Below are 25639 nucleotides of genomic sequence, written 5' to 3'. Positions count from 1 at the left end.
ACCATGGCTTTTCGGTCGCCTCGAAGGGGTGGACGAGGAGCTGAACGATGGCGGATACCGCGGTAACGGCGGCAGCAAGCGGCGACGAAGCGCGCGCCCGGCGGTTGCAATGGCGGATGCTGATCGGCTTCGTCGCGGGGCTGCTCGCGGGGTTGGCGGTCTTCTACGGCGCCGCCGATGCGCCCTGGGTCGACATGGTGACCACCTATGTCACAGGGCCGATCGGGCAGATTTTCCTGCGCCTGCTGTTCATGCTGGTCATCCCGCTGCTCGTCTCGGCGCTGATCGTCGGGGTCGCGGAGATGGGCGAGATGCGCGCGCTCCGCACCGTCGGGCTGCGCACGCTCGTCTATACGATCGCCGTGTCCTCGATCGCGGTCGCGATCAGCCTCGCGATGGTCAATCTGCTCCAGCCGGGGGCGGGCGTCGATCCCGCGCTCGCCCAGACGCTGCTCGCCGAAGGGGCCGATCGCGCCGGAGCGATCATACGCGATGCGCATGAGGCGAAATCGGGCGTCGACGCGGTCGTCGCGATCGTTCCCGACAATTTCTTCACCGCGATGAGCCAGAACGACGTGCTCGCGGTGATGTTCTTCGCGCTCTTCTTCGGCATCGGGCTGATGCTCGTCCAGACGCCGCAGGCGCGGGTGCTGAAAACCGCGATCGAGGGCGTGTTCGAGGTGGCGATGAAGCTGATCGGCCTCGTCATCCAGCTCGCGCCGATCGCGATCTTCTGTTTCATGTTCAACCTCGCAGCGCAGTTCGGCTGGGACCTGATCGTCCGCCTGTCGGCCTATGTCGGGGTCGTGCTGCTTGCGCTCGGCCTGCAGATGTTCGTGATCTTCCCGATCCTGCTCAAGGCGTTCGCGGGAAAATCGCCGGGCGCCTTCTTCCGCGAGACGCAGGAAGCCTTTGTGATGGCCTTCGCGACCGCCTCGTCGAACGCGACGCTGCCGACCTCGCTGCGCGTGGCGCACGACCGGCTGCGCCTGCCCGACCGGGTGGCGCGCTTCGTCCTCACCATCGGCGCGACCGCGAACCAGAACGGCACCGCGATGTTCGAGGGCGTGACGGTGATCTTCCTCGCGCAGTTCTTCGGCATCGACCTGACGCTGACCCAGCAGATTTCGGTGATGCTCGTCTGCATCCTCGGCGGCATCGGCACTGCGGGCGTGCCGGCGGGGTCGCTGCCGGTGATCGCGCTGATCCTCGCCTCGGTCGGCGTGCCGCCCGAAGGAATCGGGCTGGTGCTCGGCGTCGACCGCTTCCTCGACATGTGCCGCACCGTGCTCAACGTCATCGGCGATCTGGTCGCCGCGACCGTCGTGTCGGCGGGGGTGGGGAGCACGCCGGCGGCGGACGATCCGCCGCCGGCCTGACCGCTTTACTGATCGCGCTGCGCGCGGATGCGGTCGCCGCGGTTCGGACGCGGCGCGCGTGCCGGACGCTCGGCGCGCGGCGGCGTGGGGCGTGCGGCAGGTGCACGAGGCGCGGGAGCAGGCCTGGCCGCGGGTGCACTGCGCGGCGAGCGCGCTGCGGGCTGGCGGATCGACGGCTGGCGTGGCGTCGCCGCATCGCGGGCGGGCCGACCGGTCAATACCGAACGGATCTGGGGCTTCTTGCCGTCGGGCCGCGCGATCGGGCCGCGATCGGGGCGGCCGGGGCGCGTCGCCGCGGGCGGCGGCCTGTGGTCGTTGCCGCCGGGGCGGGCGCCCGGCCGCGTGCCGTGCGGCGGCCGGTTGCCGTCATGGTCGCCGCTCCAGCCGCCGGGGCGTCCCGGCCGGCCGTGATGGTTGCCATTGTCGCCGTCATGCCCGTTCGATCCGCCGGGATGCCCCGGCCGGCCCGGCCGGCCGCCGTGGTTGCCGTCGCCGCGTCCGCCATGATGGCGCCACCAGGCGCGGCGGCCGCCCCAATAGTTCAGATACTGGCCGCGCAGCGGATAGCGATTGTGGTAGTTGTCGAACATCCACAGGCCGTAGCCCGGATAATAATAATCGTCGTACCAGCCCCCGCCGAAGCCGATCTGCGCGAAGCCGCCGCCATAGTCGCCGCTATCGTAGCAATCATAGCCATAGCCGTCGTCATAGGCATAGGGATCATAGTCGTAATAATCGCCCGCGCACGCGCCCGAGGAGGCGTAGCCGGCCCCATAGACGTCGCCATAATAGCAGCCGCCGAGCGTGGTCGTCGCCAGCGCGCCGAGCGCGAGGGAGAGGGGGCGCCGAAACATCTTGGCCATCATCTTGTCCTTCATGAAGGTCCAACGAGCGGACCCCCGATCTTGAAGCCCGGATTGCCCGAGTCGAGTTGAATTTGCGGTGAATGGTGCCCCGCGCCGCTCCAAGCGTTACTTGCATCGATGTCAGTAGTCCGATAGGCTCGCGCAAACCAGAACGACAAAGGATGACACCTGCGATGAACGCCCCCGCACGGATCGAATGGTCGGAAGCGCGTTTCGGTCCCGAGACGCGGCATTGGCTGCCGCGCAATCCCGACAGCGTGCTCGACCATATTCCGGGCCAGGACGGCCTGCCGATCCTCGGCAACACGCTCGACCAGCTCCGCGACTATCCGGCCTTCACACGAAGGATGGTGGCACGATATGGCCGCGTCTATCGCAACAACAGCTTCGGCGGGCGCAGCGTCACGCTGCACGGGCCCGAGGCGAACGAGCTGGTGATGTTCGACCGCGAGAAGATCTTCTCGTCCGAACAGGGCTGGGGGCCGGTGCTCAATCTGCTCTTCCCGCGCGGGCTGATGCTGATGGATTTCGAAAAACATCGCGCCGACCGCAAGACGCTGTCGGTCGCCTTCAAGCCCGAACCGATGCGCCACTATGCCGATTCGCTGAACGAGGGGATCCGGAATCGCGTCGCGACATGGAGCGGCAAGACCTTCAAATTCTATCCCGCGATCAAGGAATTGACGCTCGACCTCGCCGCGACCAGCTTCCTCGGCATTCCCTGGGGCCCCGAGGCGGACAAGGTCAACAAGGCGTTCGTCGACATGGTGCAGGCGTCGATCGGCGTCGTGCGCGTGCCGCTGCCCTTCACCGCGATGGGGCGCGGCGCCAAGGGGCGCGCCTATCTGGTCGACTATTTCGGCCGCATGGTGCCCGAGCGGCGCGAAGGCACGGGCGAGGATATCTTCAGCCAGATCTGCCGCGCGACCGACGACAATGGCGAGCATCTCTCGGTCGAGGCGATCGTCGACCATATGAACTTCCTGATGATGGCGGCGCACGACACCATCACCAGTTCGGTCACCACGCTCGTCTGGCAGCTCGCGAAGCACCCCGAATGGCAGGACCGGCTGCGCGAGGAGATGCTGCGCGTCGCTCCCGCTGGCGAGGGGGTCGGGCACAACAGCCTCGGCGAGCTCGAACTCACCGAATGGGCGTTCAAGGAGGCACTGCGGCTGGTGCCCCCGGTGCCGAGCTTTCCGCGCCGCGCGCTCAAGGATTTCGAGTTCGGCGGCTACCGCATCCCCGCGGGCACCTCGGTCGGGGTCAGCCCCGCCTTCACCCACATGATGGAGGAGCATTGGCCCGAGCCCGAGACATTCGACCCGATGCGCTTTTCGCCCGAAGTCGCCCGCGAGCGGCACAAATATGCCTGGGTGCCCTTCGGCGGCGGCGCGCACATGTGCCTCGGGCTGCACTTCGCCTATATGCAGGCGAAAATCTTCTTCCACCACGTGATCACGACGCACCGCATCGTGGTGGCGGAGGGCTATGAGCCCGACTGGCAGATCTTGCCGATCCCGCGGCCCAAGGACGGATTGACCGTGCGGTTCGAGCCGCTCTGAGCTTGCCGCGCCGCGCGCGATGCCCCAGTTGGGGCGGGTGAAAAAGCAAAGCCCCCGTCCCTATCTGATCTGGTTCGGCATCGCGGTGCTGCTGACGCTCGCCGCGATCCGCGGGCTGGCGTGGCTGCGCGCGCATCCCGAGCACAACCCCGCCGCCCGCTTCGAGCTTGCGCATCGGCAGGGCTGGGCGACGCACGGCAAGCTGACGGCGTTCGCGGGCGACGACGCGGCCTGCTTCGCCGCGTTCGACCGCGCCGGTGCGGGCTATCTCCGGCGACCCCCAATGGGCGAGGGCGTCTGCCGCGCGTCTCAGCGCATGTTGCTCACCGGCAATCGCTTCGTGCCGACGATGCGCCCGGCGAACGCCGCGCCGGGCTGTGCGGTCACCGCGGCGATGATCCTGTGGACCCGCGACGTCGTCCAGCCGCTCGCGCGGAAATATTTCGGGCAAAGGGTCGTCGAGCTCGAAAATCTCGGCGCCTACAACTGCCGCAGGATCGCGGGACGCCAGGCGCAGAGCGAGCATTCGACCGCGAACGCGATCGACATTTCGGCCTTCGTCCTCGCCGACGGGACGCGCATCTCGCTCGTCGGCGACTGGGACGATGCCGATGTGCGGAGCGAGTTCCTGCACGCGGTCCGCGACGAATCGTGCGGCCTGTTCAGCACTGTCCTATCGCCCGATTACAACGAGGCGCACGCCAACCATTTCCACCTCGACATGGCGGTGCGGACGGCGGGCTGGACGGTCTGCCGCTGAGCGGTCTTCAGACGGTGAAGCTCTCGCCGCAGCCGCACGCGCCCTTGGCATTGGGGTTCTCGAACACGAAACCCGCGGCGAAGTCGTCCTCGACCCAGTCCATGACGCTGCCGATCAGATAGAGCACCGACGCGCCGTCGATGTAGAAGGTGCCGCCGGGCGTTTCGATCTTCTCGTCGAAACGGTCGGCCTCGGTCACATAATCGACCGAATAGGCGAGGCCCGAACAGCCGCGGCGCGGGGTCGACAGTTTGACGCCGATCGCGCCCTCGGGGGCGGACGCCATCAGCTTCGCGACGCGCGCTTCGGCGGCGGGGGTCAGCGTCACCGCGGCGGGACGGGTGCGGGTCTTGGCATCGGTCATTATCATCTCCCCCCTCCCGCTGGCGGGAGGGGTCGGGGGTGGGCCTGCTCAATATAGGGATGGTTCGGGCCCGCGCCCACCCCCAACCCTTTCCGCAGGCGGGAGGGGGACTAAAGCATCCCCAATTCGAGGCGCGCCTCGTCGCTCATATTCGCGGGGCTCCACGGCGGATCCCAGACCAGATTGACCTCGGCGTCGCCCACGCCCGGCACCGCGCCGACGCGCAGCTCGACCTCGCCGGGCATCGATTCGGCGACCGGGCAGTGCGGCGTGGTCAGCGTCATGGTGATCAGGACATGGCCATCGTTGATCTCGACATTGTAGATCAGGCCGAGGTCATAGATATTCACCGGGATTTCCGGGTCGTAGATGTCCTTGAGTGCGTTCACGACGGCTTCGTAAAGGTCGCCGCCGACCCCATGCGGGTCGACCTCGGCCGGCTTGGCGGCCAGGAAGCCTTCCAGATAGTCGCGCTTGCGCTCCAGCTTGTCGCTCATCGATTCCGGGGCGGGCCCGGCGTCTCCGACGCGCGCCTTGGGCGGCGGCGGTACGCTCTCCACTTCCTCGACCCGGATCGTCCGTTCCTCGTTCATCCGAAAATCCTTTCGACGCGCGCCAGCCCTTCGATCAGCGCGGTCACATCATCCTGATGGCTGTAGAGCCCGAAGCTTGCGCGCGCGGTCGCCGGCACGCCTAGATGCTCCATCAGCGGCTGCGCGCAATGGTGCCCGGCGCGGATCGCGACCCCGCTCTCGTCCAAGATAGTGCCGATGTCGTGCGGATGAACCCCCGCCATCGCAAAGCTCACGATCCCGGCGCTGCTCTCGGGACCGAACAGCGTCACGCTGTTCTTGCGCGCGAGCTGCTCGCGCAGCGAAGCGACCAGCGCGCATTCGTGCGCGTGGATCGCTTCGATCCCGATGCTTTCGACATAATCGACCGCCGCCGCGAGCCCCAATGCCTCGACGATCGCGGGCGTTCCCGCCTCGAAGCGCGTGGGGGCGGGGGCATAGGTCGTCTTCTCGAAGGTCACCCGGTCGATCATCGACCCGCCGCCCTGCCACGGCGGCAGCGCGTCGAGCTTGTCGCTCCACAAGATGCCGATGCCGGTGGGGCCATAGAGCTTGTGGCCTGAAAACACATAATAGTCGCAGCCCAATGCCGCAACGTCGACCGGCAGCCGTGGTACCGCCTGGCAGCCGTCGATCAGCAGTTCGGCGCCGACGCCGTGCGCGAGCTCGGCGGCGCGCGCGACGTCGAGCGGGCTGCCGAGCACGTTCGACACATGCGTGAAGGCGACCATCGTGTGTTCGGGGGTGAGCAGCTTCTCGGCAGCGTCGAGATCGATGCGGCCGTCTTCGGTGAGCGGGCAGACGTCGACCTGCCATCCCGCGAGCTGCCACGGCACGATATTGCTGTGATGTTCGAGCGTCGACAGCAGCACGCGGCTCTTGCGCGGGTGCGAGTAGGCGACAAGGTTGATCGCCTCGGTCGCCCCGCGCACGAAGACGACCTCGGTCTCGCGCGCGCCGATGAACGCGGCGATCCGCCGCCGCGCCGCTTCATAAGCGAGCGTCATGTCGGCCGAGCGCGCATAGACGCCGCGATGGACGGTAGCGTAGTCGCGCCCCATCGCCAGCGTGCAGGCGTCGATCACCGCTTGGGGCTTCTGCGCCGTCGCGGCGGTGTCGAGATAGTGCCAGCCGGGGGTCAGGCCGGGGAAGTCGCTTCGCCGATCCTCCCCCAACGGGGGAGGGGGACCATCCGAAGGATGGTGGAGGGGCACGTGAGGATCAAGCGCAGCGGAGATGGCCTGTGCCCCTCCACCAGCTTCGCTGGTCCCCCTCCCCGTTCCGGGGAGGATCTTCGCGTCGACGCTCACACCAATTCTCCCAGCTTCGCCAGCGCCAGCTCCTGCAGCCGCGCCTCATCCTCCGCTCCGTCGAACACGCCCGCGACGAACGCCTGCAGCAGGATCTTCTTCGCCTCGGCCGGCGGCATCCCGCGCGACTGGAGATAGAAAAGCGCCTCCGCATCGAGCTCGCCGATCGCGCAGCCGTGCGCGCATTTGACGTCGTCGGCGAAGATTTCGAGTTCGGGCTTGGCGTTGGCGGTCGCGCTCCGGTCGAGCAGCATTGCCTTCACATCCTGCTCGCTGTCGGTCTGCTGCGCCCCGCGCGCGACCGCGACCTTGCCCAGATAGGTGCCGGTGGCATGGCCGCCGAGCACCGAGCGCACCCTCTGCCGCGACGTCGCGCCGGGTTCGGCATGGGTCACGGTGGTGATGATCTCGAGAATCTGTTCGCCTCCGCCGATCTGCGCCGCGCCGAGCGCGAAATCGGCGCCTTCGTGGAGGATGACGTTGAGTTCGATCCGCCCATAGGCGCCGCCGATGTTCAGTACATGCAGCTTGGCAACCGAACCCTTGCCAAGGGTGAGGTCGATCTGTTGGATCGCGCCTTCATCCTGCACGATCGCCCGGCGCAGCTCGCCGCCCGCCGGTACGACAATGCTCTCGGGTGCCGGGAGCGGCCAGAGGCGCGTCAGCGCCTCCATGTCGCTATAACGCCACGCCTCATCACGGCGTGTGGGGAGAGGTGCCGTGCTCACGGCCTATTCCCCTCCGCGTCTCCGCGTGTCCGCGTGAACAGAATACAGGATTCACGCGGAGACGCGGAGGCGCGGAAAAAAGAAGAGATTGCGCCTGCGGCGCGGAGATGAGTCACGCCGCCACCTCCGCATAGCCATGCGCTTCCAGCTCGCGCGCCAGCTCAGGACCGCCCGACTTGACGATCCGCCCCGCCGCGAGGACATGGACGAAATCGGGCTGCACATAGTCGAGCAGCCGCTGGTAATGGGTGATCAACAGCACCGCCTTGTCGGGCCGCCGCATGATCGCGTTGATCCCGTCGCCGACGATGCGCAGCGCGTCGATGTCGAGCCCCGAATCCGTCTCGTCGAGGATCGCGAGCGTCGGGTCGAGGATGCCCATCTGCACCATCTCGTTGCGCTTCTTCTCGCCGCCCGAAAAGCCGACGTTCACCGGGCGCTTGAGCATGTCCATGTCGAGCTTGAGCAGCCCCGCCTTCTCGCGCGCCAGCTTCAGGAAATCGCCGCCCGACAGCGGTTCCTGCCCCCGCGCCTTGCGCTGGGCGTTCAGGCTCTCGCGCAGGAACTGGACGTTCGACACGCCGGGGATTTCGACCGGATATTGGAAGCCGAGGAACAGGCCGGCGGCGGCGCGCTCGTGCGGGTCGAGGGCGAGGAGGTCTTGGCCTTCAAAGTCTACGGACCCATCGGTCACCTCATACCCCGGCCGCCCGCCGAGCACGTAGGACAGCGTCGACTTGCCCGCGCCGTTGGGCCCCATGATCGCATGAATCTCGCCCGCGTTGATGGCGAGCGACAGACCCTTCAGGATCGGCTTGTCGGCGACGGCGGCGTGGAGGTTTTCAATTTTGAGCACTGTTTCTGTCGATCCTATATTCATTGGCCTCAATCTGGATGGGGCTGCCATTGACCTTCAGGGTCTCGTCTTGCGGAACACGAACGAACTCGTGCGAGCCACCGATCTGATTATGCGGATTCGGAACCAATTCGGGCTCGGAACCGGAAGCGACCGGGCGCTGTCTACGGAGTAGCCAACGCAACATCACATCAAACTCCTCTCTAGCCCCTCCCCTTCAGGGGAGGGGTTGGGGTGGGGTCTCTCGGCCTGAGGCAGGGCTTCGGTGATAAACCGCAACACGCCATCTATATTGGACATAACGTCATGGTTCGTGACGCGGATGGTGCGATAGCCTTGTTCCGCTAGTGTCTTATCTCGGGCGCGGTCCGCAGCCTCTTCGTGCGTGTCACCATCGACCTCGATGATCAGCTTCGCCGGAACGCAAACGAAATCCGCAATGAACCGCCCGATCACTTGCTGACGACGGAATTTGAAACCTTCGACCTGCCCATTCGACAGATGCCGCCACAACCGCTTCTCGGGTTCGGTCGGGTTGTTTCGCATCTGGCGAGCGCGGCTCTGCAACTCTTCGATGGTCGAGGCCGATAGACCCCACCCCCGGCCCCTCCCCTGAAGGGGAGGGGTGTTAAGCTGTTTGGCCTGATCGCGAAGTGTCCAGGTCATCCGACCGACCCCTCCAGCGAAATCCCCAGCAATTTCTGCGCCTCGACCGCGAACTCCATCGGCAATTGCTGCAGCACTTCCTTCGCGAAGCCGTTGACGATCAGCGCCACCGCTTCTTCCTGCGACAGCCCGCGCTGCATCGCGTAGAAGAGCTGGTCGTCGCTGATCTTGCTCGTCGTCGCTTCATGCTCGACCTGCGCGCTCGGATTGCGGACCTCGATATAGGGCACGGTGTGTGCCCCGCAGCGGTCGCCGAGGAGCAGGCTGTCGCACTGGGTGAAATTGCGCACGCCCTCGGCGTTCGGCGCGACGCGCACCAGCCCGCGGTAGGTGCCGCTCGACTGGCCCGCGCTGATCCCCTTGCTGACGATGGTCGAGCGGGTGCGCTTGCCGTTGTGGATCATCTTGGTGCCGGTGTCGGCCTGCTGGAAATTGTTGGTCACCGCGACCGAATAAAATTCGCCGACGCTGTCGTCGCCATTGAGGACGCAGCTCGGATATTTCCAGGTGATCGCAGAGCCGGTTTCGACCTGCGTCCACGACACCTTGCTGCGCTTGCCTTGGCACAGCGCGCGCTTGGTCACGAAATTATAGATGCCGCCCAGCCCCTCGGCGTTGCCGGGGTACCAGTTCTGCACCGTCGAATATTTGATCTCGGCGTCGTCGAGCGCGACCAGTTCGACCACCGCGGCGTGGAGCTGGTTCTCGTCGCGCATCGGCGCGGTGCAGCCTTCGAGATAGGAGACATAGGCGCCCTTGTCGGCGACGATCAGGGTGCGCTCGAACTGCCCCGTATTCTCGGCATTGATCCGGAAATAGGTCGACAGCTCCATCGGGCAGCGCACGCCCTCGGGCACGTAAACGAAGGTGCCGTCCGAAAAGACCGCGCAGTTGAGCGCCGCGAAATAATTGTCGTGCTGCGGCACGACCTTGCCGAGCCATTTTTTGACGAGGTCGGGATGCTCGCGGATCGCTTCGCTGATCGACAGGAAGATGACGCCCGCCTTCTTGAGTTCCTCGCGGAAGGTGGTCGCGACGCTGACGCTGTCGAACACCGCGTCGACCGCGACCTTGCGCGCGCCCTCGACCCCGGCGAGCACCTTCTGCTCCTCGATCGGGATGCCGAGCTTCTTGTAGACCTCGAGGATTTCGGGATCGACCTCGTCCAGCGACGACAGCTTCGGCTTCGCCTTGGGCGCCGCATAATAGTACGCGTCCTGGTAGTCGATCGGGGGCACATTGAGCTTCGCCCAGTCGGGCGGCGTCATCGTCAGCCAGTGGCGATAGGCCTTGAGCCGCCAGTCGAGCATCCATTCGGGCTCGTTCTTCTTCGCGCTGATGAAGCGGACCGTGTCTTCGGACAGGCCCTTGGGCGCGAATTCCTGCTCGATGTCGGCCGACCAGCCATGCTCGTAATCGGCGACGCGCAGCGCCGCCTCGCGGGCGGCCTGGTCCTTGACGGGGAGTTCGGTGTTGTCGGTCATATCTCTAACTCGTCGCCCCCGCGAAGGCGGGGGCCGTTGTCGTTTCATCCTGCGGCGTCGGAGTAAGGCCTCCAGCGGCCCCCGCCTTCGCGGGGGCGACGGTGAGGCTCGCCAGGCTGATCTCGGCCAGCGCCGCGCGCACCGCGCCGTTGACGACGCCGAGGTGCGGCTGGACCTGGCAGCTTCCTTCGAAGCCGCAATCGTGGCGTCCCTCGTCGCAGCAGGCGGTCAGCGCGATCGGGCCCTCGACCGCCTCGATGATCTCGGCGACGTTGATCGCCGCCGCGGGCCGCGCGAGCCGCACGCCGCCGCCGCTACCGCGCGAGGCGACGAGCAGCCCGGCGCGCGCGAGGCTGCTCACCAGCTTCTGTGCGGTCGGCCCCGGAATCCCCGTCTGCTCGGCGAGCAGCGCCGCGTGCAAAGGCACCGACCCGCACTGGCGCGCGGCGGCGCTCATCAGCACCACGGCATAATCGGCAAGGTTGGACAGGCGCATCGTTTCTCCGTCCGCGAATTGCGAACGATTCTTAACTGGAGTAAATTACTCCACTTATATAGGTGAAGCTCCGGCCCGGCGCAACCAAGGGGCGCTATTCGCCCGCCAAGAAAAAAAGGCACCCATCCGGCCGAAGCCAAATGAGTGCCAAGATGAAGGTCTCAGTCCTCGTCAGAGAGGAAGAGCTCTTCTGGGTCGCAGGCCCCGATTATGCCCGCGCCGTGATTCGCGATTGTATGGAAACGCCAAAACGACAGCTTCGGCGCTTTTGATGGTTAACGCGCGTCAGGTCTCGGACACCAGCGGGCTCACCTTGCCCGCGAGCTGCTTGCGGCCCTTGGTCGTCGCCTCGGTATAGCGCGAGGGGTGGCCGAGCTGTCCCGGCGTCGCGCCCGCGAAGCGCTTGATCTCGCGGATCAGGTGCGACTGGTCGTAAAAGGCGTCGCCAAGCTCCGCCGCGTCGAGATTTTCGCCGCGCGCGAGCGCCGAGGCGGCGCGCACCGCGCGATATTTGCGTGCCAGCATCCGCGGCGACAGGCCGTAATAATGTTTGGTCATGCGCTCGACCGAGCGGATCGACATGCCCGTCGCTTCGACCAGATCGGCGACCTGCGGCGATGCGGTGTCGGTCAGCCAGCCGTCGACGGTGCGGATGAACCACATCGGCGCCGCTTCGTGCTTCTGCAGCACCTCGCGCGCGAAATTATTGCCGATCACCAACTGCTCGGCGACGTCGGCGGCGTTCGTCAGCGCGGCGGCGACCGCTTCGACCCAGTCGCCGAACAGGCTCGCGGCGTCGACCGCGCGATCGGTCAGCTTCTCGGCATCGTCGCCCATCAGCGCCGCCCAGCCCGCAGGGAGCAGGCCGAAACCGAACATGCGCGTCGGGCAATGGCTGATCGCGCGTACCCGCCCGCTCGTCGGCCCGACGATATTGGCGCGGCACACCGGCGAGCGGTGGCCGTCGGCGAAGACATATTCGCCGTCGGCAGCGGTCACGAAGCGGAATTGCGGGCGGTCGGCGCGCTCATATTCGTCGAAGCTCGGCATGTTGACCCGTGCGACGTAAAAGCTCGACACCATGTCCGCGAGATCGGGTTCGGGCGGAAAATATTGCAGTTCGAACGGCGCATCGCCGTCCACGCCCTGTGGCGAGGAAAGATTGTCCGGCATGACGAGACCGACCCCCGGCAGCTTTATTGCCGCCTGTTTACGATCCGTATCATTTTCCTTTCGTCGCGGTGCGTCAAGCTGCAATTTATCGGGGACCGTCCTTTTGCGCGGCGATCCAGCCATCGACCCGGCGCTCCAATATGTCGAGCGGCACCGGCCCCGAGCCGAGCACGACGTCGTGGAAGGCGCGGATGTCGAAGCGGTCGCCGAGCGCCGCCTGCGCGCGGCCGCGCAATTCCATGATCTTGAGCTTGCCGATCGTATAGGCGGTCGCCTGTCCCGGATAGACGATATAGCGTTCGACGGCTTTCTCGATATCGCCGTCGGGGTTGGGGGTGTTGGCCTTCAGATATGCGATCGCCTGCGCGCGGCTCCAGCGCTTGTCGTGGATGCCGGTGTCGACGACCAGCCGGCACGCGCGCCACAGCTCCATCCCCAGCCGGCCGAAATCGCTGTAGGGATCGGTATAGAAGCCCATGTCCTTGCCGAGTTCCTCGGCATAGAGACCCCAGCCCTCGGTATAGGCGGTGAAATTGCCGAAGCGGCGGAAGGGCGGCAGTCCCTCGAGCTCGGTCTGCACCGCGCGTTGCAGATGGTGGCCGGGAATCCCCTCGTGATAGACCAGCGCCTCGAGCTCGGTCTTCGACATGTCCTTAAGGTCGTAGAGGTTGACATAATAGGTGCCGGGCCGCGACCCGTCGGGCGAGGGCGATTGATAGAAGGCCTTGCCCGCCGATCCCTCGCGGAACGCCTCGACCGCCTTCACCTGCAGCGGCGCCTTGGGCAGCGTGTTGAAGAAGGCGGGCAGCCGCGCCTCCATCGCCTTCACATGCGCGTCGACCTCGGCCAGATAGGCGGTGCGCGTCTTGTGATAATATTGCGGGCTCGTGCGCAGATGCTCGAAGAATTGCGGCAACGTGCCCTTGAAGCCGACCTTCGCCATGATCGCCTGCATCGCGCCGTGGATGCGCGCGACCTCGGAGAGGCCGAGATCGTGAATCTCCTGCGCGGTCATGTCGGTGGTCGTGTAATTGGCGAGCAGCGCCTGATAATAGGCCGCCCCGTCGGGCAGCCGCCAGACGCCGTCGTCGGTCGGCGCCGACGCCTCTTGCCGCTGCATCTCGCCGAGCAGGCGGCGATAGGCGGGATAGGCATGGTCCCGCCACGCCGCCTGCGCGTCGCCGAGGAGCCGCGCCCTGGCGTCCGCGTCGATGTCGAGCTTGGCGACCTTCGCCGCGAAATCGGCGAGCACCGCGTTGGGGGCGGGGCGGGCGGGGTCGCTCGTCGTCAGGTTGCGGATGTCCGCGATCACATAGGCATAGACCCATTTGGGCGGCTGGATGCCGCGCGCCGCGCGCTCGGCCGATTGCGCGCTCAGCGCGTCGAGCACTGGCTCCATGCCCTCGATCCGCTCGATATAGGCGCGCGCGTCCTGGGTATCGGTGACGCGGTGGATGTTGATCAGGAAGGCGGGCATCTGGCTCTGCGACCCGCTCATCTGGTTGAAGATATAGCTATAATCGCGGAAGGGGAACAGCCTGGCGTTGCGTTCGGCCTGCGCATTGAACAGCTCGAACGACAGCGCGTCGTTGGCATCGAGCGCCGCGGGATCGAAGCTGCCGCGCATCGCCGCCGCCGCCGCCTGCAACAGCTTGTCGCGCGCGACCGCGGCCTCGTCGCCGACATCGTCCCAGCGGCCGTAGTCTTCGTCGCGGATGCCGCGATAGGCCTTCGCCTCGGGGCTCAGCGACAGCTGCGCCGCGTCATATTTGCCGAAGAAATCGGCGAGCCCCGCGCCCGCGGGCGCCGGCTGGGCCGCCGCCGGGAGCGGGGCCGCGCCCTCCTGCGCCGCCGGGGCCGCGCAGCCCGACAGGGCGAGCGCGGCGGCGCAGATGGAGGCGGCAAGGGCGATGCGGCGGTGCGACACGATTTTCTCCCGGTTTTTCGGCAGCCGCGGGCTTGCCATAGCGCCCCGCGCGGCGCAATGGCGACCCCATGTCGCTCTTCGCTTCCGCCGCCGATGCCGCCTATGCCTGCGTACGCCCGCTCGTTCATGCGACCGATGGCGAGGCGGCGCATAATCTGACGCTGAACGCGCTCCAGCCGCTGCCGCGCGCGCGCCGCGCGCTGACCGGCCCGGCGCTCGCGACCGAACTGGCCGGAATCGCCTTTCCCAACCCGGTCGGGCTGGCGCCCGGCTTCGACAAGGATGCCCGCGTCGCGCACGCGATGCCGCATTTCGGCTTCGGCTTCGTCGAGGTCGGCACGCTCACCCCGCTGCCGCAGGCGGGCAATCCGCGCCCGCGGCTGTTCCGGCTGGTCGAGGATGGCGCGGTGATCAACCGCATGGGTTTCAACAACGGCGGGCAGGCGGCCGCGGCCGAACGGATCGCCTGTCTCCGCCGCTATGGCCTCGCGGTGCCGCTCGGCATCAATATCGGCGCGAACAAGGACAGCGCCGACCGCATCGCCGACTATGCGAAGGGCACCGCGGCGATGGCGCCGCTCGCCGATTATCTGACGGTGAACATCTCGTCGCCCAACACGCCGGGGCTGCGCGCGCTGCAGGACAAGGGCGCGCTCGAGGCGCTGCTCGACGGCGTCGCGGCCTCGCAGGGGGACGCGGCGAAGCCCGTGTTCCTGAAGGTCGCGCCCGATCTCGAACCCGCCGACATCGACGATATCGTCGCGGTGGCGCTCGGCAAGAGATTGGCGGCGGTGATCGTGTCGAACACGACGATCGAGCGCCCGCCGCTCGCCTCGCGCCACGCGGACGAAGCGGGCGGGCTGTCGGGCGCGCCCCTCGCGGCGCTGGCGCTGCAGCGGCTCAAGGATTTCCGAACCGCAAGCGGCGGCGCGCTGCCGCTGGTCGGCGTCGGCGGCATCGCGAGTGCCGAACAGGCGTGGGAGCGCATCCGCGCCGGCGCCAGCCTCGTCCAGATCTATTCGGCGATGGTGTTCGAAGGGCCCGGCCTCGCCGGCCGCATCGCGCGCGGGTTGGAGCGCCTCGCAGCGCGCGATGGCTTCGCGAAGGTGTCGGACGCGGTGGGGGCGGGGGCCTGAAAGCACGATCCTCGGGGTTGCGCTGCCCCATGCGCCGCGCCAATGTCGCGCGCATGATCAAGCGACTCCTTGCTGTCTTCAGCCTGTTCGTCATCGCCATCCCGTCGCTCGCCGCGGCGCAGGGCGTCACTTCCTCCGCCGATCCGCGCGCGACCGAAGCGGGGCGCGAGATATTGGCGAAAGGCGGCTCGGCCGCCGACGCCCAGATGGCGATGATGCTGGTGCTGACGCTGGTCGAGCCGCAGTCGAGCGGGGTCGGCGGCGGCGGCTTCTTTATCTATCACGACGCGAAGACCGGTCAGGTCACGACGATCGACGGCCGCGAAAAGGCGCCCGCCGCGGCGACGCCCGACCACTTCCTCGGCAAGGACGGCAAGCCGCGCGGCTTCATGGACGTCGTCCCCGGCGGGCTGTCGGTCGGCGTCCCGGGCAATATCCGGCTGATGCAGGAGGTGCACAAGCGCTGGGGCAAGCTGCCCTGGGCCGATATCTTCCAGCCGGCGATTGTGCTCGCCGACAAGGGGTTCGAGGTCACCCCGGTGCTCCACAATCTGATGAACGCCTATGCCGATGTCTGGAAGGATTTTCCCGAGATTCGCGCCATCTATTATGTCGATGGCAAGCCCGCGCCGGTCGGCACGATCGTCAAGAATCCTGCTTATGCGAAGCTGCTCCGCGACGTCGCGGCGCGCGGCCCCGACGCCTTCTACACCGGCGCCAATGCGCAGGCGATCGTCAAGGCGGTGACGCAGGCGCCGCGCAACCAGTCGAAGATGACGCTCGCCGATCTCAAAGCCTATGAAGCGAAGGAGCGGCCCGCGGTCTGCACCACCTACCGCATCTACAAGGTCTGCGGCATGGGCCCGCCCTCGTCGGGCGCGACGACCGTGTTCGGCATCCTCGGCATGCTCGAAGCCTATGACATGAAGGCGATGGGCAAGGACAATGTGATGAGCTGGCACCTGCTCGCCGAGGCGATGCAGCTCGCTTATGCCGATCGCGGGCAATATCTCGGCGACAGCGATTTCGTCGACGTGCCGGTGAAGGGTCTGCTCGACAAGCAGTATCTGGCGAGCCGCCGGATGCTGATTTCGCCCTACACGGTGCGCAGCGATTATCCGGTCGGCACGCCGCCGGGCGCCGAACCGCGCACGCCGTCGGGGCCGGTCGCCGAGCATGGCACGACCCATTTCGTCGCGGTCGACCGCGACGGCAATGTCGCGACGATGACCTCGACCGTCGAATCGATCTTCGGCAGCCAGCTCATCGCCAATGGCTTCGTTCTCAACAACGAGCTCACCGACTTCACCTTCGCGCCCGAACAGGACGGCAAGCCCGTCGCCAACCGGGTCGAGGCGAACAAGCGGCCGCTATCCTCGATGTCGCCGACGATCGTCTACGGCCCTGACGGGCAAGTGGTCCTCGCCCTCGGCTCGGCGGGCGGCAAGCGGATCATCATGCATGTCGCGAAGACGCTGATCGGGGTGCTCGACTGGGGGCTTCCCGCCGAGCAAGCGATCGCGCTTCCCAATTTGTTCTTCGACGATCAGGGCGCGATCATCGAGGACAATGCGATGGGCAAGGAGATCGCACAGGAATCGGCGGTGTTCGGCAAGCCGATCCGGCCCGAGAATTTCGGGTCGAAGGTCAATGCCGTCGAGCGCACGCCGACGGGCTGGCGCGGCGCCGCCGATCCGCGTACGCCCGGCAATTGGGCGACCGACGATCCGACCGCGGCGGCCGAATAACAGGACAGAAAAGACCAATATCCTCCCGGGAGAGAAGAGGCATGAAGCTCGAAAACCCGCATCTCGACCATTTTCCAAGCCTGGTCGCGATGTTCTTCGACCGCGCGGCGCGCGGCGGCGAGGACCCGTTCCTGTGGCGCAAGGCCGATCGCGCGTGGCAACCGCTGAGCTGGCGGCAGGTCGCCCATCAGGTCGCGGCGCTCGCGCATAATCTGCGCGAACTGGGCCTGAAAGAGGGCGACCGGGTGGTGCTGGTCAGCGAGAACCGTCCCGAATTCTGCATCGCCGACCTCGGCATCATGGCTGCGGGCTGCATCACCGTGCCGACCTACACGACCAACACCGAGCGCGATCACCAGCATATATTGGGCAACAGCGGCGCCAGCGCGGTAATCGTGTCGACCGCCAAGCTCGCGCGGGCGTTGATGCCCGCGGTGATGCGATCGAACGCCAATATCGTCATCAGCATGGAATCCCTGCGCGTCGGCCAGCAGGGCGATGTCCAGATCCATGACTGGGAACCGCTGGTGACCGGCGGCGAGGCGCATCTGGAGGATGCGAAGGCGCGCGGGCTCGCGATGAAGCGCGAGGATCTGGCCTGCCTCATCTACACCAGCGGCACCGGCGGCGCCCCGCGCGGGGTGATGCAGCACCATGGCGCGATCCTGCACAATGGCGCGGGCGCGGCCGAGATATTGGTCAACGACTTCGGCATCGGCGAGGAGGAGGTGTTCCTCTCCTTCCTGCCGCTCAGCCACGCCTATGAGCATTCGGGCGGGCAGTTCCTGCCGATCATGGTCGGCGCGCAAATCTATTACAGCGAGGGGCTCGAAAAGCTCGTCTCCAACATCGAGGAGACGAAGCCGACGATCATGGTCGTCGTGCCGCGCCTGTTCGAGGTCATTCGCGCGCGGATGATCAAGTCGGTCGAAAAGCAGGGCAAGCTCGCGAACTGGATGCTGAACCAGGCGCTGCGCGTCGGCGAAAAGGATTATGAGCGCCGCATGGGCGTCCTCGACCGCCCGGTCGACCTCATTCTCAACAAGCTGTTCCGGCCCAAGATCCAGCAGCGCTTCGGCGGCCGGATGAAGGCGCTGGTGTCGGGCGGCGCGCCGCTCAATCCCGAAATCGGCGTCTTCTTCCACTCGATCGGTCTCACGCTGCTGCAGGGCTACGGCCAGACCGAGGCGGGGCCGGTGATCAGCTGCAACCGTCCGTCGGCGGGGCTCAAGATGGACACCGTCGGCCCGCCGCTGATGAATACCGAAGTGCGGATCGCCGACGACGGCGAGATCTGCGTGCGCGGCGAACTCGTCATGCACGGCTATTGGCGCAACGAGGCGGAGACGCAGCGCGTGCTGGTCGAAGGTTGGCTCCACACCGGCGACATCGGCCATATCGACCCTCAAGGCCGCATCGTCATCACCGACCGCAAGAAGGACCTGATCGTCAACGACAAGGGCGACAATGTCTCGCCGCAGCGGGTCGAGGGGATGCTGACGCTCCAGCCCGAAATCCTCCAGGCGATGGTCTATGGCGACAAGCGCCCGCACCTCGTCGGCCTGCTCGTCCCCGATCCCGAATGGGCGGCCGAATGGGCCGAGGCCGAGGGTCTGCCCAAGGAGCTGGAACTGCTGCGCGAGCATGAGAAGTTCCGTGCCGCGGTGCGCGCCGCGGTCGACCGGGTCAACGACCAGCTTTCGGTGATCGAAAAGGTGCGCAAGTTCGACTTCGCCGACGAACCCTTCGGAATCGAGAATGAGCAGATGACGCCCTCGATGAAGATCCGCCGCCATGTGCTGAAGGAAGTCTACGCTGACAAGATCGCGGCGCTGTATCGGGGGTAGGAGATCGATTAAGCCCCTCCTCACCATCTCGTCATCTCGTCATCCCGGCGAAGGCCGGGATCTCGCCGTCTCGGCTTTACGCACCGGTGAGATCCCGGCTTTCGCCGGGATGACGGTTCCATCAATTATGATTGCGCTCCAGATGTGTGACAGGCGGGCTGCGACCCGAAAGAGCTCGGCGCAAACCGGACCCGCCTGTCGCTGAACCGATGGCTCAGCCAGCGTCCCCCGCCGGTTTGCGATAGGGGACGAAGTCGCCGAAGACGCAGGTCGGACCGCGGATACCGCTCGACCGGTCGACCAGGTGGAAGAAATCGCCGTTGCAGATCTGCGAGCCATATTGCTTGATGACCATGATGTCGCTGTCGCGCGCGAGGCCGGGGCAACTGCCCTTGAGGTCGTTGCGATAGACGAGATTGCCGCCCGACCGGTAGAGCAGGATAGTGTCCGATACCCGGATCGCATCGTTGGTGCGGAAGCTGGGGAGGCATTTTTCGGGCGCCCCCGCCACCTTGCCGGCGAGCTGCTTGTCGAGCGTTTCGGCCTGTTTCGGCGTCAGCGCCTCGGCGCCCGCCTCGGCGCTGCCGGCGGGCGCGCAGCTTGCGACGATCGGCATGGTCGCCGTCATCAGCGCGGCGGCGCAGAGGAGATTCCATTGAGCCATGATCAAACTCCTTGCAACATAAGGGGCGGTAAACGCTTCAAAATGAACGGGCGCTGAAATCGGCCGCTACGGTCAGGCGGCGTCCTTCAGTGCCCGGATGCGGCCGAGTTCGGCGGCGCTCGGCGCGCGCAGGAAGGGGTTGGTCGCGCGCTCGGCGCCGATCGTGGTGGGGACGGTCGCCTCGCCCGCCGCGCGCGCCGCCTCAACTTCGGCGAGCCTGGCCGCGAGCGCGTCGTTCCCGGGCTCGACCGTCACCGCAAAGCGCGCGTTCGACAGCGTATATTCGTGCGCGCAATAGACGCGCGTCGCATCGTCGAGCGTGCCGAGCCGCTGCATGTTGGCGAACATCTGCTCCGCCGTCCCTTCGAACAGCCGGCCGCAGCCCATCGCGAATAGCGTGTCGCCGACGAAGATCGCGCCGTCCCCGGCGAAATGATAGGCGATATGGCCCGCGGTGTGCGCGGGCACATCCCAGACATCGGCGACATGCGCGCCGAGCCGGACCTGGTCGCCGCCCTTCACCAGCCGGTCGGCGGTGGGGATGCGCTCGCGTTCGGCGGCCGGGGCGATGATCTCGCAGCCGGTCTTCGCCTTGATGTCGGCGTTGCCGCCGGTGTGGTCGGGATGCCAGTGGGTGTTCCAGATCGCGGTGATCGGCCAGCCGCGCGCGTCGGCCTCGGCGAGCACCGGGTCGGCGACCGCGGGGTCGACCACCATCGTCTCGAAGCTCTCGGGATCGTGGACCAGCCAGACATAATTGTCGCCCAGGACGGGGATGCGGACGATATCGAGCTGTGCCACGATTGCCTCCTTTCGCTCCGGCCTTTCGCTTCCTTGACGGAACGGGTTGGCGCGAGCCTTGGTGTTCCTACCAGCTTCCCGTATTGGGCATCGAGACCCAGGGTTCGGCGGGTTCGAGATGACCATCCTGCAGCAGTTCGACCGAAATGCCGTCGGGCGAGCGCACGAAGGCCATATGGCCGTCGCGCGGCGGGCGGTTGATCGTCACCCCTGCGTCCATGAGCCGCTGGCAGGTCGCATAGATGTCGTCGACGCGATAGGCGAGGTGGCCGAAGTTGCGCCCACCGCCGTAGCTCTCTACCGCGCTGCCGTCCGCGGGCGGCCAATTATAGGTCAGCTCGACCTCGGCGACGTCCTTCTGCCCCGGCGCGGCGAGGAAGATCAGCGTGAAGCGTCCCGCCTCATTGTCGAAACGGCGAACCTCCTCGAGCCCGATCAGCTGAAAGAAGGCGACGGTCGCGTCGGGGTCGGCGACGCGGATCATGGTATGAAGATATTGGGTCATGCCCCTATCTAGGCACGAAGAGGCCGTCCTTCAAACGCTTCGAACATGGATAGCAATTCATCGGGCACCGGGGCCGGCGCGCCGCGCGCCTCGGCGACGTGGACGCTGACCTCGAGCCCCGTCGCGCGCAGGTCGTCGCGCCCCGCGCCGTGCAGTTCGAACAGGAAGGTCATCGAACTCCGGCCGACGCGCGAGCAGCGTACGCAGATGTCGATCTGCTCGTCGAGAAGAATCGGCGCCTTATAGTCGACCTCCGCCCGCGCGACGTGGAATTCGGGGCTGTCGTGATGCGGCCAGCGGTCGTAGACGCCCACCGCGCGCCAATATTCGGTGATGCCGATATCGAAATATTCGAGGTAGCGACTGTTGAACACCACCGCCTGCGCGTCGATCTCGGCGTAGCGTACGCGCTTGGTGAGGTGGAAGCGGAAGTCGCTGCGGGCCATGGGTCTCTTTCAGGGGTTGGTCGCGATACGCGCGACGGTTCTTAGCTTGTCGCGATACGCGCGACGGTATCGATCAGAAGCGCGATGTCGCCGTCGCGCGACAGGCGGTGGTCGCCGCCCTTGACCAGCGTGACCTGAACGTCCGCGCTCGCGAGCGCGGCGGACAGGCGGAGGCTGATGTCGGGCGACACGTCGCTGTCCTCCTGCCCGTGAAGCAGGCGGACGGGGCAGGCGAGGGGAATTGCGGCGTCCAGCAGCCGGTTGGCCTCGCCCGACTGCCAGAAGGCCCGGGTCGTGACATAGGGGTGATCGCCATAGGGCGTGTCCTCGACCAGCGCGCCTTCGGCGAGGATGATCGCCTTTTCTTCCGGCGTGAAGCCCCAGTCGGTGAAATCGGGCGCCGCGGCGATGCCGACCAGCCCCGCGACTCGGCCCGGCCCGTCGCGCCCGACGAGCATCAGCGCCGCGAGCAGCATCAGCCAGCCGCCCATCGACGATCCGACGAGTAGCACCGGGCCGTCGACCTTCGCGTCGATCAGGTCGAGGACGTCGCCGCGCCAGTCGAGCAATGTCTGCTCCGAAAACAATCCGTCCGACGACCCGCAACCCGCGTAATCGAGCAGCAGGCAGCCATGTCCCTCGGCCGCCGCCCAGGCGAAGAGCGCGGTCGCCTTGCCGCCTTCCATGTCGGACATGTAGCCGGGGAGGAAGGCGATCGTCGGCCCGGCACCCTCGACATGGCGATAGGCGAGCCGCGGCCGGCCGGGGCGGTCGAGATAGGCGGGCGGTGCCAAATCACTCACCGAAGCATGTCCCGACGTTATTTTTACGTTCGTGTCGAGCGAAGTCGAGACACCCATCGGCCTTGCGCCACGACGATGGGTGTCTCGACTTCGCTCGACACGAACGGGAAAGAGGGAGGCGCATGGAGTCGTGACGGTCAGATGACCCAGTCGACCGTCTGCATCTGCATCACCGCCTGCCCCTTGGCGCGGCGCTGTTCGACCATGATGCGGTTGAGGCGCTGGATCGTGTCGCTGCCGGTGGTGATGCACCAGCCGGGGACGAGCGCGTGGACCAGCGCGCAGAGCCCGCCCCAGATCATCGTCACGCCGAAGCGCGATGCGACACCGAAATGCTCGATGTAATTTTCGTCGACGCTCTTCGGATGATCGACGAACAGGCGCTTGAACATGGGGGCTCCTTTCCGGCTCGCTGCTCCCCTAGCGGGGGCGGGCGATTCCGGCAAGGGAGGCGGGCCATCGTCATTGCGACCCCGGCGAAAGCCGGGGGAAGCAATCCAGAGTGTGGCAAGCCGCTCTGGACTGCTTCGTCGCTACGCTCCTCGCAATGACGGTCGAGTTTTACTTCTCCGCCAGGAACGCATCGAGCGCCTTGGCGAACGCCTCGGGCTGGTCGAGCATGATGAAGTGGCGGCTGCCCGGCACCATCTCAGCCTTGAACTTCGCGACGCCCGCATATTGTGGCTCGAACGCCGCCTTCGCGGCTTCGGCCGGCATCGCGCTGTCGTCCTGCGCATAGAGCAATGTGACCGGCGCCGCGATCTGCCCGAGCTCGCCGCGCAGGTCGGTGGTCATGTCGTCGTAGAAGAGCTGCGCGCTGACCCGCGGGTCTGCGTCGCGCATCCAGCCTGCGACCGCGGTGCGGCCCGCGACGCTGTTCGACATGCCGCCGGCCATGCTCGCCGCGCCGGGGTCGGCGACCGGGCCCGCCGGTTTCGGCTTGCCATATTGGGCGCGCATCGCGGCGGCCATCGCCTCGGCCCGCGGTTTCAGCATCTCGACCGTCGCGCCGGGAACGAAGATGGTGCCGATGAAGGGCACCGCGTCGACGACCATCAGCTTGCCGACCTCCTGCGGCGCGCGCGCCGCGATCATCAGCCCGGTCAGCCCGCCGAGCGAATGGCCGATCACTGCGGGCGCGGGGCGCCCTGTGTCGGTGATGCAATCGTCGATATAGTCGGCGATCTCCTGCATCATCGGTTCGAGCACCGGACCATCGGCGTTGATCCCCGCATCGTCGCCGCCGAAGCCGCGCACCTGCACCAGATGCAGGCGATATTTGCCTTTCAGCCGTTCGGCGGCCTGGTCCCACACCGCGCGCGGCGAGGACAGGCCGGGGATCAGCACGACGTCGGGGCCTTCGCCCTCGACCTTCACCGTAATCCGCTTGCCCTCGACCAGCGGCGCGGCGCAGGCGGCGTCGGGTTCGGCCGCCCGGGCGTGGGTGGCGGCGAGGTTGGCGACGAGCAGCGCGAAGAGCGCCATGATGGGAAGCAGTTTTCGCATGGGTTCAATCCTTCAGGAAAATCTCTTCGATGGGGAGGCCGAACAGGTCGGCGATGCGGAAGGCGAGGGGGAGCGACGGGTCGTATTTTCCCGTCTCGATCGCGTTGACCGACTGGCGCGACACTTCGAGTCGCTCGGCGAGATCGCCCTGGCTCCAGTCGCGCTCGGCGCGCAGGACCTTGAGGCGGTTCCTCACGACCCGCGCACCCGGTGCCAGATCTGCGCGACGCCGAGCCCGATCGCCCAGACCGGCACGGCCATCCAGCTTTCGACGTGCGGCACGACCTTGAAGCTCTCGAGGAAACCCCACACCGTCGCCACGATCAGCAGCAGGCCGAGCCCGAACAGCGCATGGGTGACATAGCGCATCTTCAGATATTCGTCGGTCTCCTCGACCAGATAGCGATAGAGTCCCCAGACGAAATAGACGATCGGCAGCGCCGGCAGCACCGCGATCAGCCACAGCAGCGGCCCCTCGGGCTTCAGCCAGTCATTGACCGAAATGGCGAAGAACAGCGCCGCGACATAGGAGAAGGACCAGATCAGCCCGCGGCGGTTGTAGCGCTTGAGCGCGGGCGAGGAGCAGCCGGCGAAGTTGCCGTCGCGCTCGGTCGAGCGGATCAAGGGAATCAGCAACAGCATCGGCGGCAGCATGACGATCATCGTCCAGATGCCGTCGAGACCGGCGAACCGCGCGCCGAACCCCGTTCCGAACATCGCGACGACGAACGCCAGCCCCCAGAGCAGCGGCGCGTGATTGGCGACGGGCGCGTTATCCTCGACCATCTCAGGCGCTCCGCGGATGCTGGGGGTGAATGGTAGTCATTGGTCAAGCTCCCTTGTTAATCAGTAAAGGATGTTTGACACCAGGGAGTGTGAAAGTCAAGCGACATTGACAAATTGATTGGCGTGCTTGTCGGCCTGAGCCCGAAAACGCGCGATATCCGGGGAATCTATCCGATCAGCCGGCTCGGCCAGCCGATCCGCACCAGCGTGTCGCCGGGGTCCGAAACCGCGAATTCGTACATGCCCCAAGGCTTGTGAGTCGGCGCCTTGAGCGGGCCGATGATCGCGTCGCGCACCGCCTCGGCGATCTCGGCGACCTTTTCGGTGTAGAAATAGAGTCCGAACGGATTCTGTCCCGGCACCAGCCATTCCTGCGGCGATTCATCGGTCAGGTGAAGCTGCCAGCCCGCGCCATCGTCGAGCAGGCGATAGCTGCCGTGATCGCTCACGACCCTGAGGCCCAGCCGTTCGTAAAAGGCGGTGCTGGCGTCGAGGTCGCGGCAGGGCAGGATCGCGGCGATGCTGTGGCGGGGGGCGTCGGACATGGCGCCAGCTTAGCCATGCGTCTCGGTGTCGCCAATCGGACTTTTCGCATCGTGCCGCAGCCGCCAGTTGGCGAGATGCGCCGCGGCGAGAGCGATCGCGCCGGCCGAGGTGAACCAGCGGTCGGCGGCTTCGGGATCGAGCGCGCCGAGCCAGCCCCCGTGGCCGGCGAGGCCGAGCGCGAGGAGGCCCAGCCCGCCCGCCGCGAGCAGCGCGGGTCCCGCGCGCCGGTGCCGCCGCCAGCCGCCCGACATGGCGGCGAACGCCGCGGGCGCCGCGAGCAGCAGGATCGCGGCATGAAAGGCCTCGGGCAGCGCCAGCCAGGCGCTGAGCGCCGGCGCCAGCAGCAGGATCAGCGGCAGCGCGAGGCAATGGACCAGGCAGGCGAAGGACAGGCCGACGCCCATCGCGTCGAACAGCCGCGCGCGGGAGGAGGGGAGGCACATGGGAGAGGACTTTCGCAAGAGTATGCGCGCCAGATAATGATACATTGTATCATTGCAAGCGGCGATTGCGCATGATGGCGACTCGATTGGAAAGCAGGAGCGCGATTTAGCCTTCTTCGTCACCCCGGACTTGATCCGGGGTCCCGCTGAACGACGAAGGAAAGCGGGACCCCGGATCAAGTCCGGGGTGACGAGACAGGAAATGGCACTATCCAAATCCGGACCAGGTCATCACCTTGCGAATCCGCCCCTTGCCGCTCCC

28 protein-coding genes are annotated in these 25639 nt (G+C 66.6%); 6 read left to right on the top strand and 22 right to left on the bottom strand.

The genetic code is table 11. From position 1 onward, the window contains the following. Window positions 1–47: 47 nt before the first annotated feature. The gene (locus ACOTSS_RS13680; protein ID WP_448688674.1) at window positions 48–1379 is read left to right on the top strand and encodes a dicarboxylate/amino acid:cation symporter; all 1332 of its coding nucleotides are present in this window, start codon (window positions 48–50) and stop codon (window positions 1377–1379) included. 5 nt (window positions 1380–1384) lie between these two features. On the opposite strand, the gene ACOTSS_RS13675 is transcribed toward ACOTSS_RS13680, so the two are convergent. Continuing rightward, window positions 1385–2242: a hypothetical protein gene (locus tag ACOTSS_RS13675; protein ID WP_448688673.1), complete on the bottom strand. Its 858-nt coding sequence runs from the start codon at window positions 2240–2242 to the stop codon at window positions 1385–1387. 176 nt (window positions 2243–2418) lie between these two features. Here ACOTSS_RS13675 and ACOTSS_RS13670 point away from each other — a divergent pair, with 176 nt between their 5' ends. Together ACOTSS_RS13670 and ACOTSS_RS13665 are read left to right on the top strand one after the other, a co-directional pair. Further along, window positions 2419–3810 carry a cytochrome P450 gene (locus ACOTSS_RS13670; protein ID WP_448688672.1) on the top strand — a complete coding sequence of 464 codons (1392 nt, stop codon included), beginning with the start codon at window positions 2419–2421 and terminating at the stop codon, window positions 3808–3810. Window positions 3811–3847: 37 nt separating this feature from the next. After that, the gene (locus ACOTSS_RS13665; RefSeq protein ID WP_448688671.1) at window positions 3848–4570 is read left to right on the top strand and encodes an extensin-like domain-containing protein; all 723 of its coding nucleotides are present in this window, start codon (window positions 3848–3850) and stop codon (window positions 4568–4570) included. 7 nt (window positions 4571–4577) lie between these two features. On the opposite strand, the gene ACOTSS_RS13660 is transcribed toward ACOTSS_RS13665, so the two are convergent. From ACOTSS_RS13660 to ACOTSS_RS13615, 10 genes are all read right to left on the bottom strand, one after another. Further along, window positions 4578–4934, bottom strand: a complete 357-nt coding sequence (locus ACOTSS_RS13660; RefSeq protein WP_448688670.1) for a HesB/IscA family protein — start codon at window positions 4932–4934, stop codon at window positions 4578–4580. 110 nt (window positions 4935–5044) lie between these two features. Next, window positions 5045–5527: an SUF system Fe-S cluster assembly protein gene (locus ACOTSS_RS13655; protein ID WP_095387116.1), complete on the bottom strand. Its 483-nt coding sequence runs from the start codon at window positions 5525–5527 to the stop codon at window positions 5045–5047. Continuing rightward, window positions 5524–6681: an aminotransferase class V-fold PLP-dependent enzyme gene (locus ACOTSS_RS13650; protein WP_448688669.1), complete on the bottom strand. Its 1158-nt coding sequence runs from the start codon at window positions 6679–6681 to the stop codon at window positions 5524–5526. The genes ACOTSS_RS13655 and ACOTSS_RS13650 overlap by 4 nt, the downstream gene beginning before the upstream one ends. Window positions 6682–6812: 131 nt before the next feature. After that, complete coding sequence (locus tag ACOTSS_RS13645; protein WP_448688668.1) at window positions 6813–7544, bottom strand: SufD family Fe-S cluster assembly protein; 732 nt, start codon at window positions 7542–7544, stop codon at window positions 6813–6815. 112 nt (window positions 7545–7656) lie between these two features. Then, entirely contained in the window at window positions 7657–8400 is a 744-nt protein-coding gene (sufC, locus tag ACOTSS_RS13640) for a Fe-S cluster assembly ATPase SufC (RefSeq protein WP_448688667.1), read from the bottom strand. A 186-nt stretch (window positions 8401–8586) separates the two neighbouring features. Continuing rightward, window positions 8587–9066 (bottom strand): endonuclease domain-containing protein, encoded by a 480-nt coding sequence (locus ACOTSS_RS13635; RefSeq protein WP_448688666.1) that lies wholly within the window; start codon window positions 9064–9066, stop codon window positions 8587–8589. Then, entirely contained in the window at window positions 9063–10550 is a 1488-nt protein-coding gene (gene sufB / locus ACOTSS_RS13630; RefSeq protein ID WP_448688665.1) for a Fe-S cluster assembly protein SufB, read from the bottom strand. The genes ACOTSS_RS13635 and sufB overlap by 4 nt, the downstream gene beginning before the upstream one ends. A gap of 4 nt (window positions 10551–10554) precedes the next feature. Beyond that, entirely contained in the window at window positions 10555–11046 is a 492-nt protein-coding gene (locus ACOTSS_RS13625) for an RrF2 family transcriptional regulator (protein WP_448688664.1), read from the bottom strand. 285 nt (window positions 11047–11331) lie between these two features. Next, window positions 11332–12219: a helix-turn-helix domain-containing protein gene (locus ACOTSS_RS13620; RefSeq protein WP_448688663.1), complete on the bottom strand. Its 888-nt coding sequence runs from the start codon at window positions 12217–12219 to the stop codon at window positions 11332–11334. A gap of 85 nt (window positions 12220–12304) precedes the next feature. Continuing rightward, window positions 12305–14185 carry a DUF885 domain-containing protein gene (locus ACOTSS_RS13615; RefSeq protein ID WP_448688662.1) on the bottom strand — a complete coding sequence of 627 codons (1881 nt, stop codon included), beginning with the start codon at window positions 14183–14185 and terminating at the stop codon, window positions 12305–12307. Window positions 14186–14214: 29 nt separating this feature from the next. On the opposite strand from ACOTSS_RS13615, the gene ACOTSS_RS13610 reads away from it, so the two are divergent. The 3 genes from ACOTSS_RS13610 to ACOTSS_RS13600 are packed head-to-tail and all read left to right on the top strand — an operon-like array spanning window position 14215 to window position 18877. Then, window positions 14215–15282, top strand: coding sequence for a quinone-dependent dihydroorotate dehydrogenase (locus ACOTSS_RS13610; RefSeq protein ID WP_448688661.1), 1068 nt, complete (start codon window positions 14215–14217; stop codon window positions 15280–15282). Between the two features lie 53 nt (window positions 15283–15335). Then, window positions 15336–17030: a gamma-glutamyltransferase gene (gene ggt / locus ACOTSS_RS13605; protein ID WP_448688660.1), complete on the top strand. Its 1695-nt coding sequence runs from the start codon at window positions 15336–15338 to the stop codon at window positions 17028–17030. A gap of 41 nt (window positions 17031–17071) precedes the next feature. After that, window positions 17072–18877: an AMP-dependent synthetase/ligase gene (locus ACOTSS_RS13600; RefSeq protein ID WP_448688659.1), complete on the top strand. Its 1806-nt coding sequence runs from the start codon at window positions 17072–17074 to the stop codon at window positions 18875–18877. Window positions 18878–19091: 214 nt separating this feature from the next. Here ACOTSS_RS13600 and ACOTSS_RS13595 read toward each other — a convergent pair whose 3' ends face one another. The 11 genes from ACOTSS_RS13595 to ACOTSS_RS13545 all read right to left on the bottom strand — a co-directional run bounded on the left by ACOTSS_RS13595 (window position 19092) and on the right by ACOTSS_RS13545 (window position 25377). Then, window positions 19092–19541: a hypothetical protein gene (locus ACOTSS_RS13595; protein ID WP_448688658.1), complete on the bottom strand. Its 450-nt coding sequence runs from the start codon at window positions 19539–19541 to the stop codon at window positions 19092–19094. Between the two features lie 72 nt (window positions 19542–19613). Next, the gene (gloB, locus tag ACOTSS_RS13590) at window positions 19614–20342 is read right to left on the bottom strand and encodes a hydroxyacylglutathione hydrolase (protein WP_448688657.1); all 729 of its coding nucleotides are present in this window, start codon (window positions 20340–20342) and stop codon (window positions 19614–19616) included. Window positions 20343–20409: 67 nt separating this feature from the next. Further along, a complete protein-coding gene (locus ACOTSS_RS13585) occupies window positions 20410–20847 on the bottom strand; it encodes a VOC family protein (RefSeq protein WP_448688656.1) in 438 nt (145 codons plus the stop codon). 8 nt (window positions 20848–20855) lie between these two features. After that, window positions 20856–21293, bottom strand: coding sequence for an acyl-CoA thioesterase (locus tag ACOTSS_RS13580; RefSeq protein WP_448688655.1), 438 nt, complete (start codon window positions 21291–21293; stop codon window positions 20856–20858). Between the two features lie 41 nt (window positions 21294–21334). Next, on the bottom strand, window positions 21335–22096 hold the full coding sequence (locus ACOTSS_RS13575) for an alpha/beta fold hydrolase (RefSeq protein WP_448688654.1): 762 nt from the start codon (window positions 22094–22096) through the stop codon (window positions 21335–21337). 137 nt (window positions 22097–22233) lie between these two features. After that, window positions 22234–22488: a DUF6356 family protein gene (locus tag ACOTSS_RS13570; protein ID WP_095387132.1), complete on the bottom strand. Its 255-nt coding sequence runs from the start codon at window positions 22486–22488 to the stop codon at window positions 22234–22236. A 169-nt stretch (window positions 22489–22657) separates the two neighbouring features. Beyond that, entirely contained in the window at window positions 22658–23602 is a 945-nt protein-coding gene (locus ACOTSS_RS13565) for an alpha/beta fold hydrolase (protein WP_448688653.1), read from the bottom strand. A 4-nt stretch (window positions 23603–23606) separates the two neighbouring features. Next, window positions 23607–23798, bottom strand: coding sequence for a helix-turn-helix transcriptional regulator (locus ACOTSS_RS13560; protein ID WP_257548746.1), 192 nt, complete (start codon window positions 23796–23798; stop codon window positions 23607–23609). Continuing rightward, entirely contained in the window at window positions 23795–24388 is a 594-nt protein-coding gene (locus ACOTSS_RS13555; protein WP_448688652.1) for a hypothetical protein, read from the bottom strand. Before ACOTSS_RS13555 ends, ACOTSS_RS13560 begins: the two co-directional genes overlap by 4 nt. Before the next feature lie 167 nt (window positions 24389–24555). Continuing rightward, window positions 24556–24933, bottom strand: a complete 378-nt coding sequence (locus ACOTSS_RS13550; RefSeq protein WP_095387136.1) for a VOC family protein — start codon at window positions 24931–24933, stop codon at window positions 24556–24558. 9 nt (window positions 24934–24942) lie between these two features. Next, the gene (locus ACOTSS_RS13545) at window positions 24943–25377 is read right to left on the bottom strand and encodes a MerC family mercury resistance protein (RefSeq protein WP_448688651.1); all 435 of its coding nucleotides are present in this window, start codon (window positions 25375–25377) and stop codon (window positions 24943–24945) included. Between the last annotated feature and the right edge of the window lie 262 nt (window positions 25378–25639).

It is taken from the genome of Sphingopyxis sp. NJF-3, from assembly GCF_053514865.1.
The sequence above is the reverse complement of the archived record's forward strand: the minus strand, read 5'-3'. Positions and strand labels throughout refer to the sequence as shown.

Excerpts from the sequence above, each read along its gene's own strand:
- ACOTSS_RS13680 (WP_448688674.1), top strand. The coding sequence starts at position 48 with ATGGCGGATACCGCGGTAACGGCGGCAGCAAGCGGCGACGAAGCGCGC.
- ACOTSS_RS13675 (WP_448688673.1), bottom strand. The coding sequence starts at position 2,242 with ATGGCCAAGATGTTTCGGCGCCCCCTCTCCCTCGCGCTCGGCGCGCTG.
- ACOTSS_RS13670 (WP_448688672.1), top strand. The coding sequence starts at position 2,419 with ATGAACGCCCCCGCACGGATCGAATGGTCGGAAGCGCGTTTCGGTCCC.
- ACOTSS_RS13660 (WP_448688670.1), bottom strand. The coding sequence starts at position 4,934 with ATGACCGATGCCAAGACCCGCACCCGTCCCGCCGCGGTGACGCTGACC.
- ACOTSS_RS13655 (WP_095387116.1), bottom strand. The coding sequence starts at position 5,527 with ATGAACGAGGAACGGACGATCCGGGTCGAGGAAGTGGAGAGCGTACCG.
- ACOTSS_RS13635 (WP_448688666.1), bottom strand. The coding sequence starts at position 9,066 with ATGACCTGGACACTTCGCGATCAGGCCAAACAGCTTAACACCCCTCCC.
- sufB (WP_448688665.1), bottom strand. The coding sequence starts at position 10,550 with ATGACCGACAACACCGAACTCCCCGTCAAGGACCAGGCCGCCCGCGAG.
- ACOTSS_RS13625 (WP_448688664.1), bottom strand. The coding sequence starts at position 11,046 with ATGCGCCTGTCCAACCTTGCCGATTATGCCGTGGTGCTGATGAGCGCC.
- ACOTSS_RS13620 (WP_448688663.1), bottom strand. The coding sequence starts at position 12,219 with ATGCCGGACAATCTTTCCTCGCCACAGGGCGTGGACGGCGATGCGCCG.
- ACOTSS_RS13615 (WP_448688662.1), bottom strand. The coding sequence starts at position 14,185 with ATGGCAAGCCCGCGGCTGCCGAAAAACCGGGAGAAAATCGTGTCGCAC.
- ACOTSS_RS13610 (WP_448688661.1), top strand. The coding sequence starts at position 14,215 with ATGTCGCTCTTCGCTTCCGCCGCCGATGCCGCCTATGCCTGCGTACGC.
- ggt (WP_448688660.1), top strand. The coding sequence starts at position 15,336 with ATGATCAAGCGACTCCTTGCTGTCTTCAGCCTGTTCGTCATCGCCATC.
- ACOTSS_RS13600 (WP_448688659.1), top strand. The coding sequence starts at position 17,072 with ATGAAGCTCGAAAACCCGCATCTCGACCATTTTCCAAGCCTGGTCGCG.
- ACOTSS_RS13595 (WP_448688658.1), bottom strand. The coding sequence starts at position 19,541 with ATGGCTCAATGGAATCTCCTCTGCGCCGCCGCGCTGATGACGGCGACC.
- ACOTSS_RS13585 (WP_448688656.1), bottom strand. The coding sequence starts at position 20,847 with ATGACCCAATATCTTCATACCATGATCCGCGTCGCCGACCCCGACGCG.
- ACOTSS_RS13580 (WP_448688655.1), bottom strand. The coding sequence starts at position 21,293 with ATGGCCCGCAGCGACTTCCGCTTCCACCTCACCAAGCGCGTACGCTAC.
- ACOTSS_RS13570 (WP_095387132.1), bottom strand. The coding sequence starts at position 22,488 with ATGTTCAAGCGCCTGTTCGTCGATCATCCGAAGAGCGTCGACGAAAAT.
- ACOTSS_RS13565 (WP_448688653.1), bottom strand. The coding sequence starts at position 23,602 with ATGCGAAAACTGCTTCCCATCATGGCGCTCTTCGCGCTGCTCGTCGCC.
- ACOTSS_RS13555 (WP_448688652.1), bottom strand. The coding sequence starts at position 24,388 with ATGGTCGAGGATAACGCGCCCGTCGCCAATCACGCGCCGCTGCTCTGG.
- ACOTSS_RS13550 (WP_095387136.1), bottom strand. The coding sequence starts at position 24,933 with ATGTCCGACGCCCCCCGCCACAGCATCGCCGCGATCCTGCCCTGCCGC.
- ACOTSS_RS13545 (WP_448688651.1), bottom strand. The coding sequence starts at position 25,377 with ATGTGCCTCCCCTCCTCCCGCGCGCGGCTGTTCGACGCGATGGGCGTC.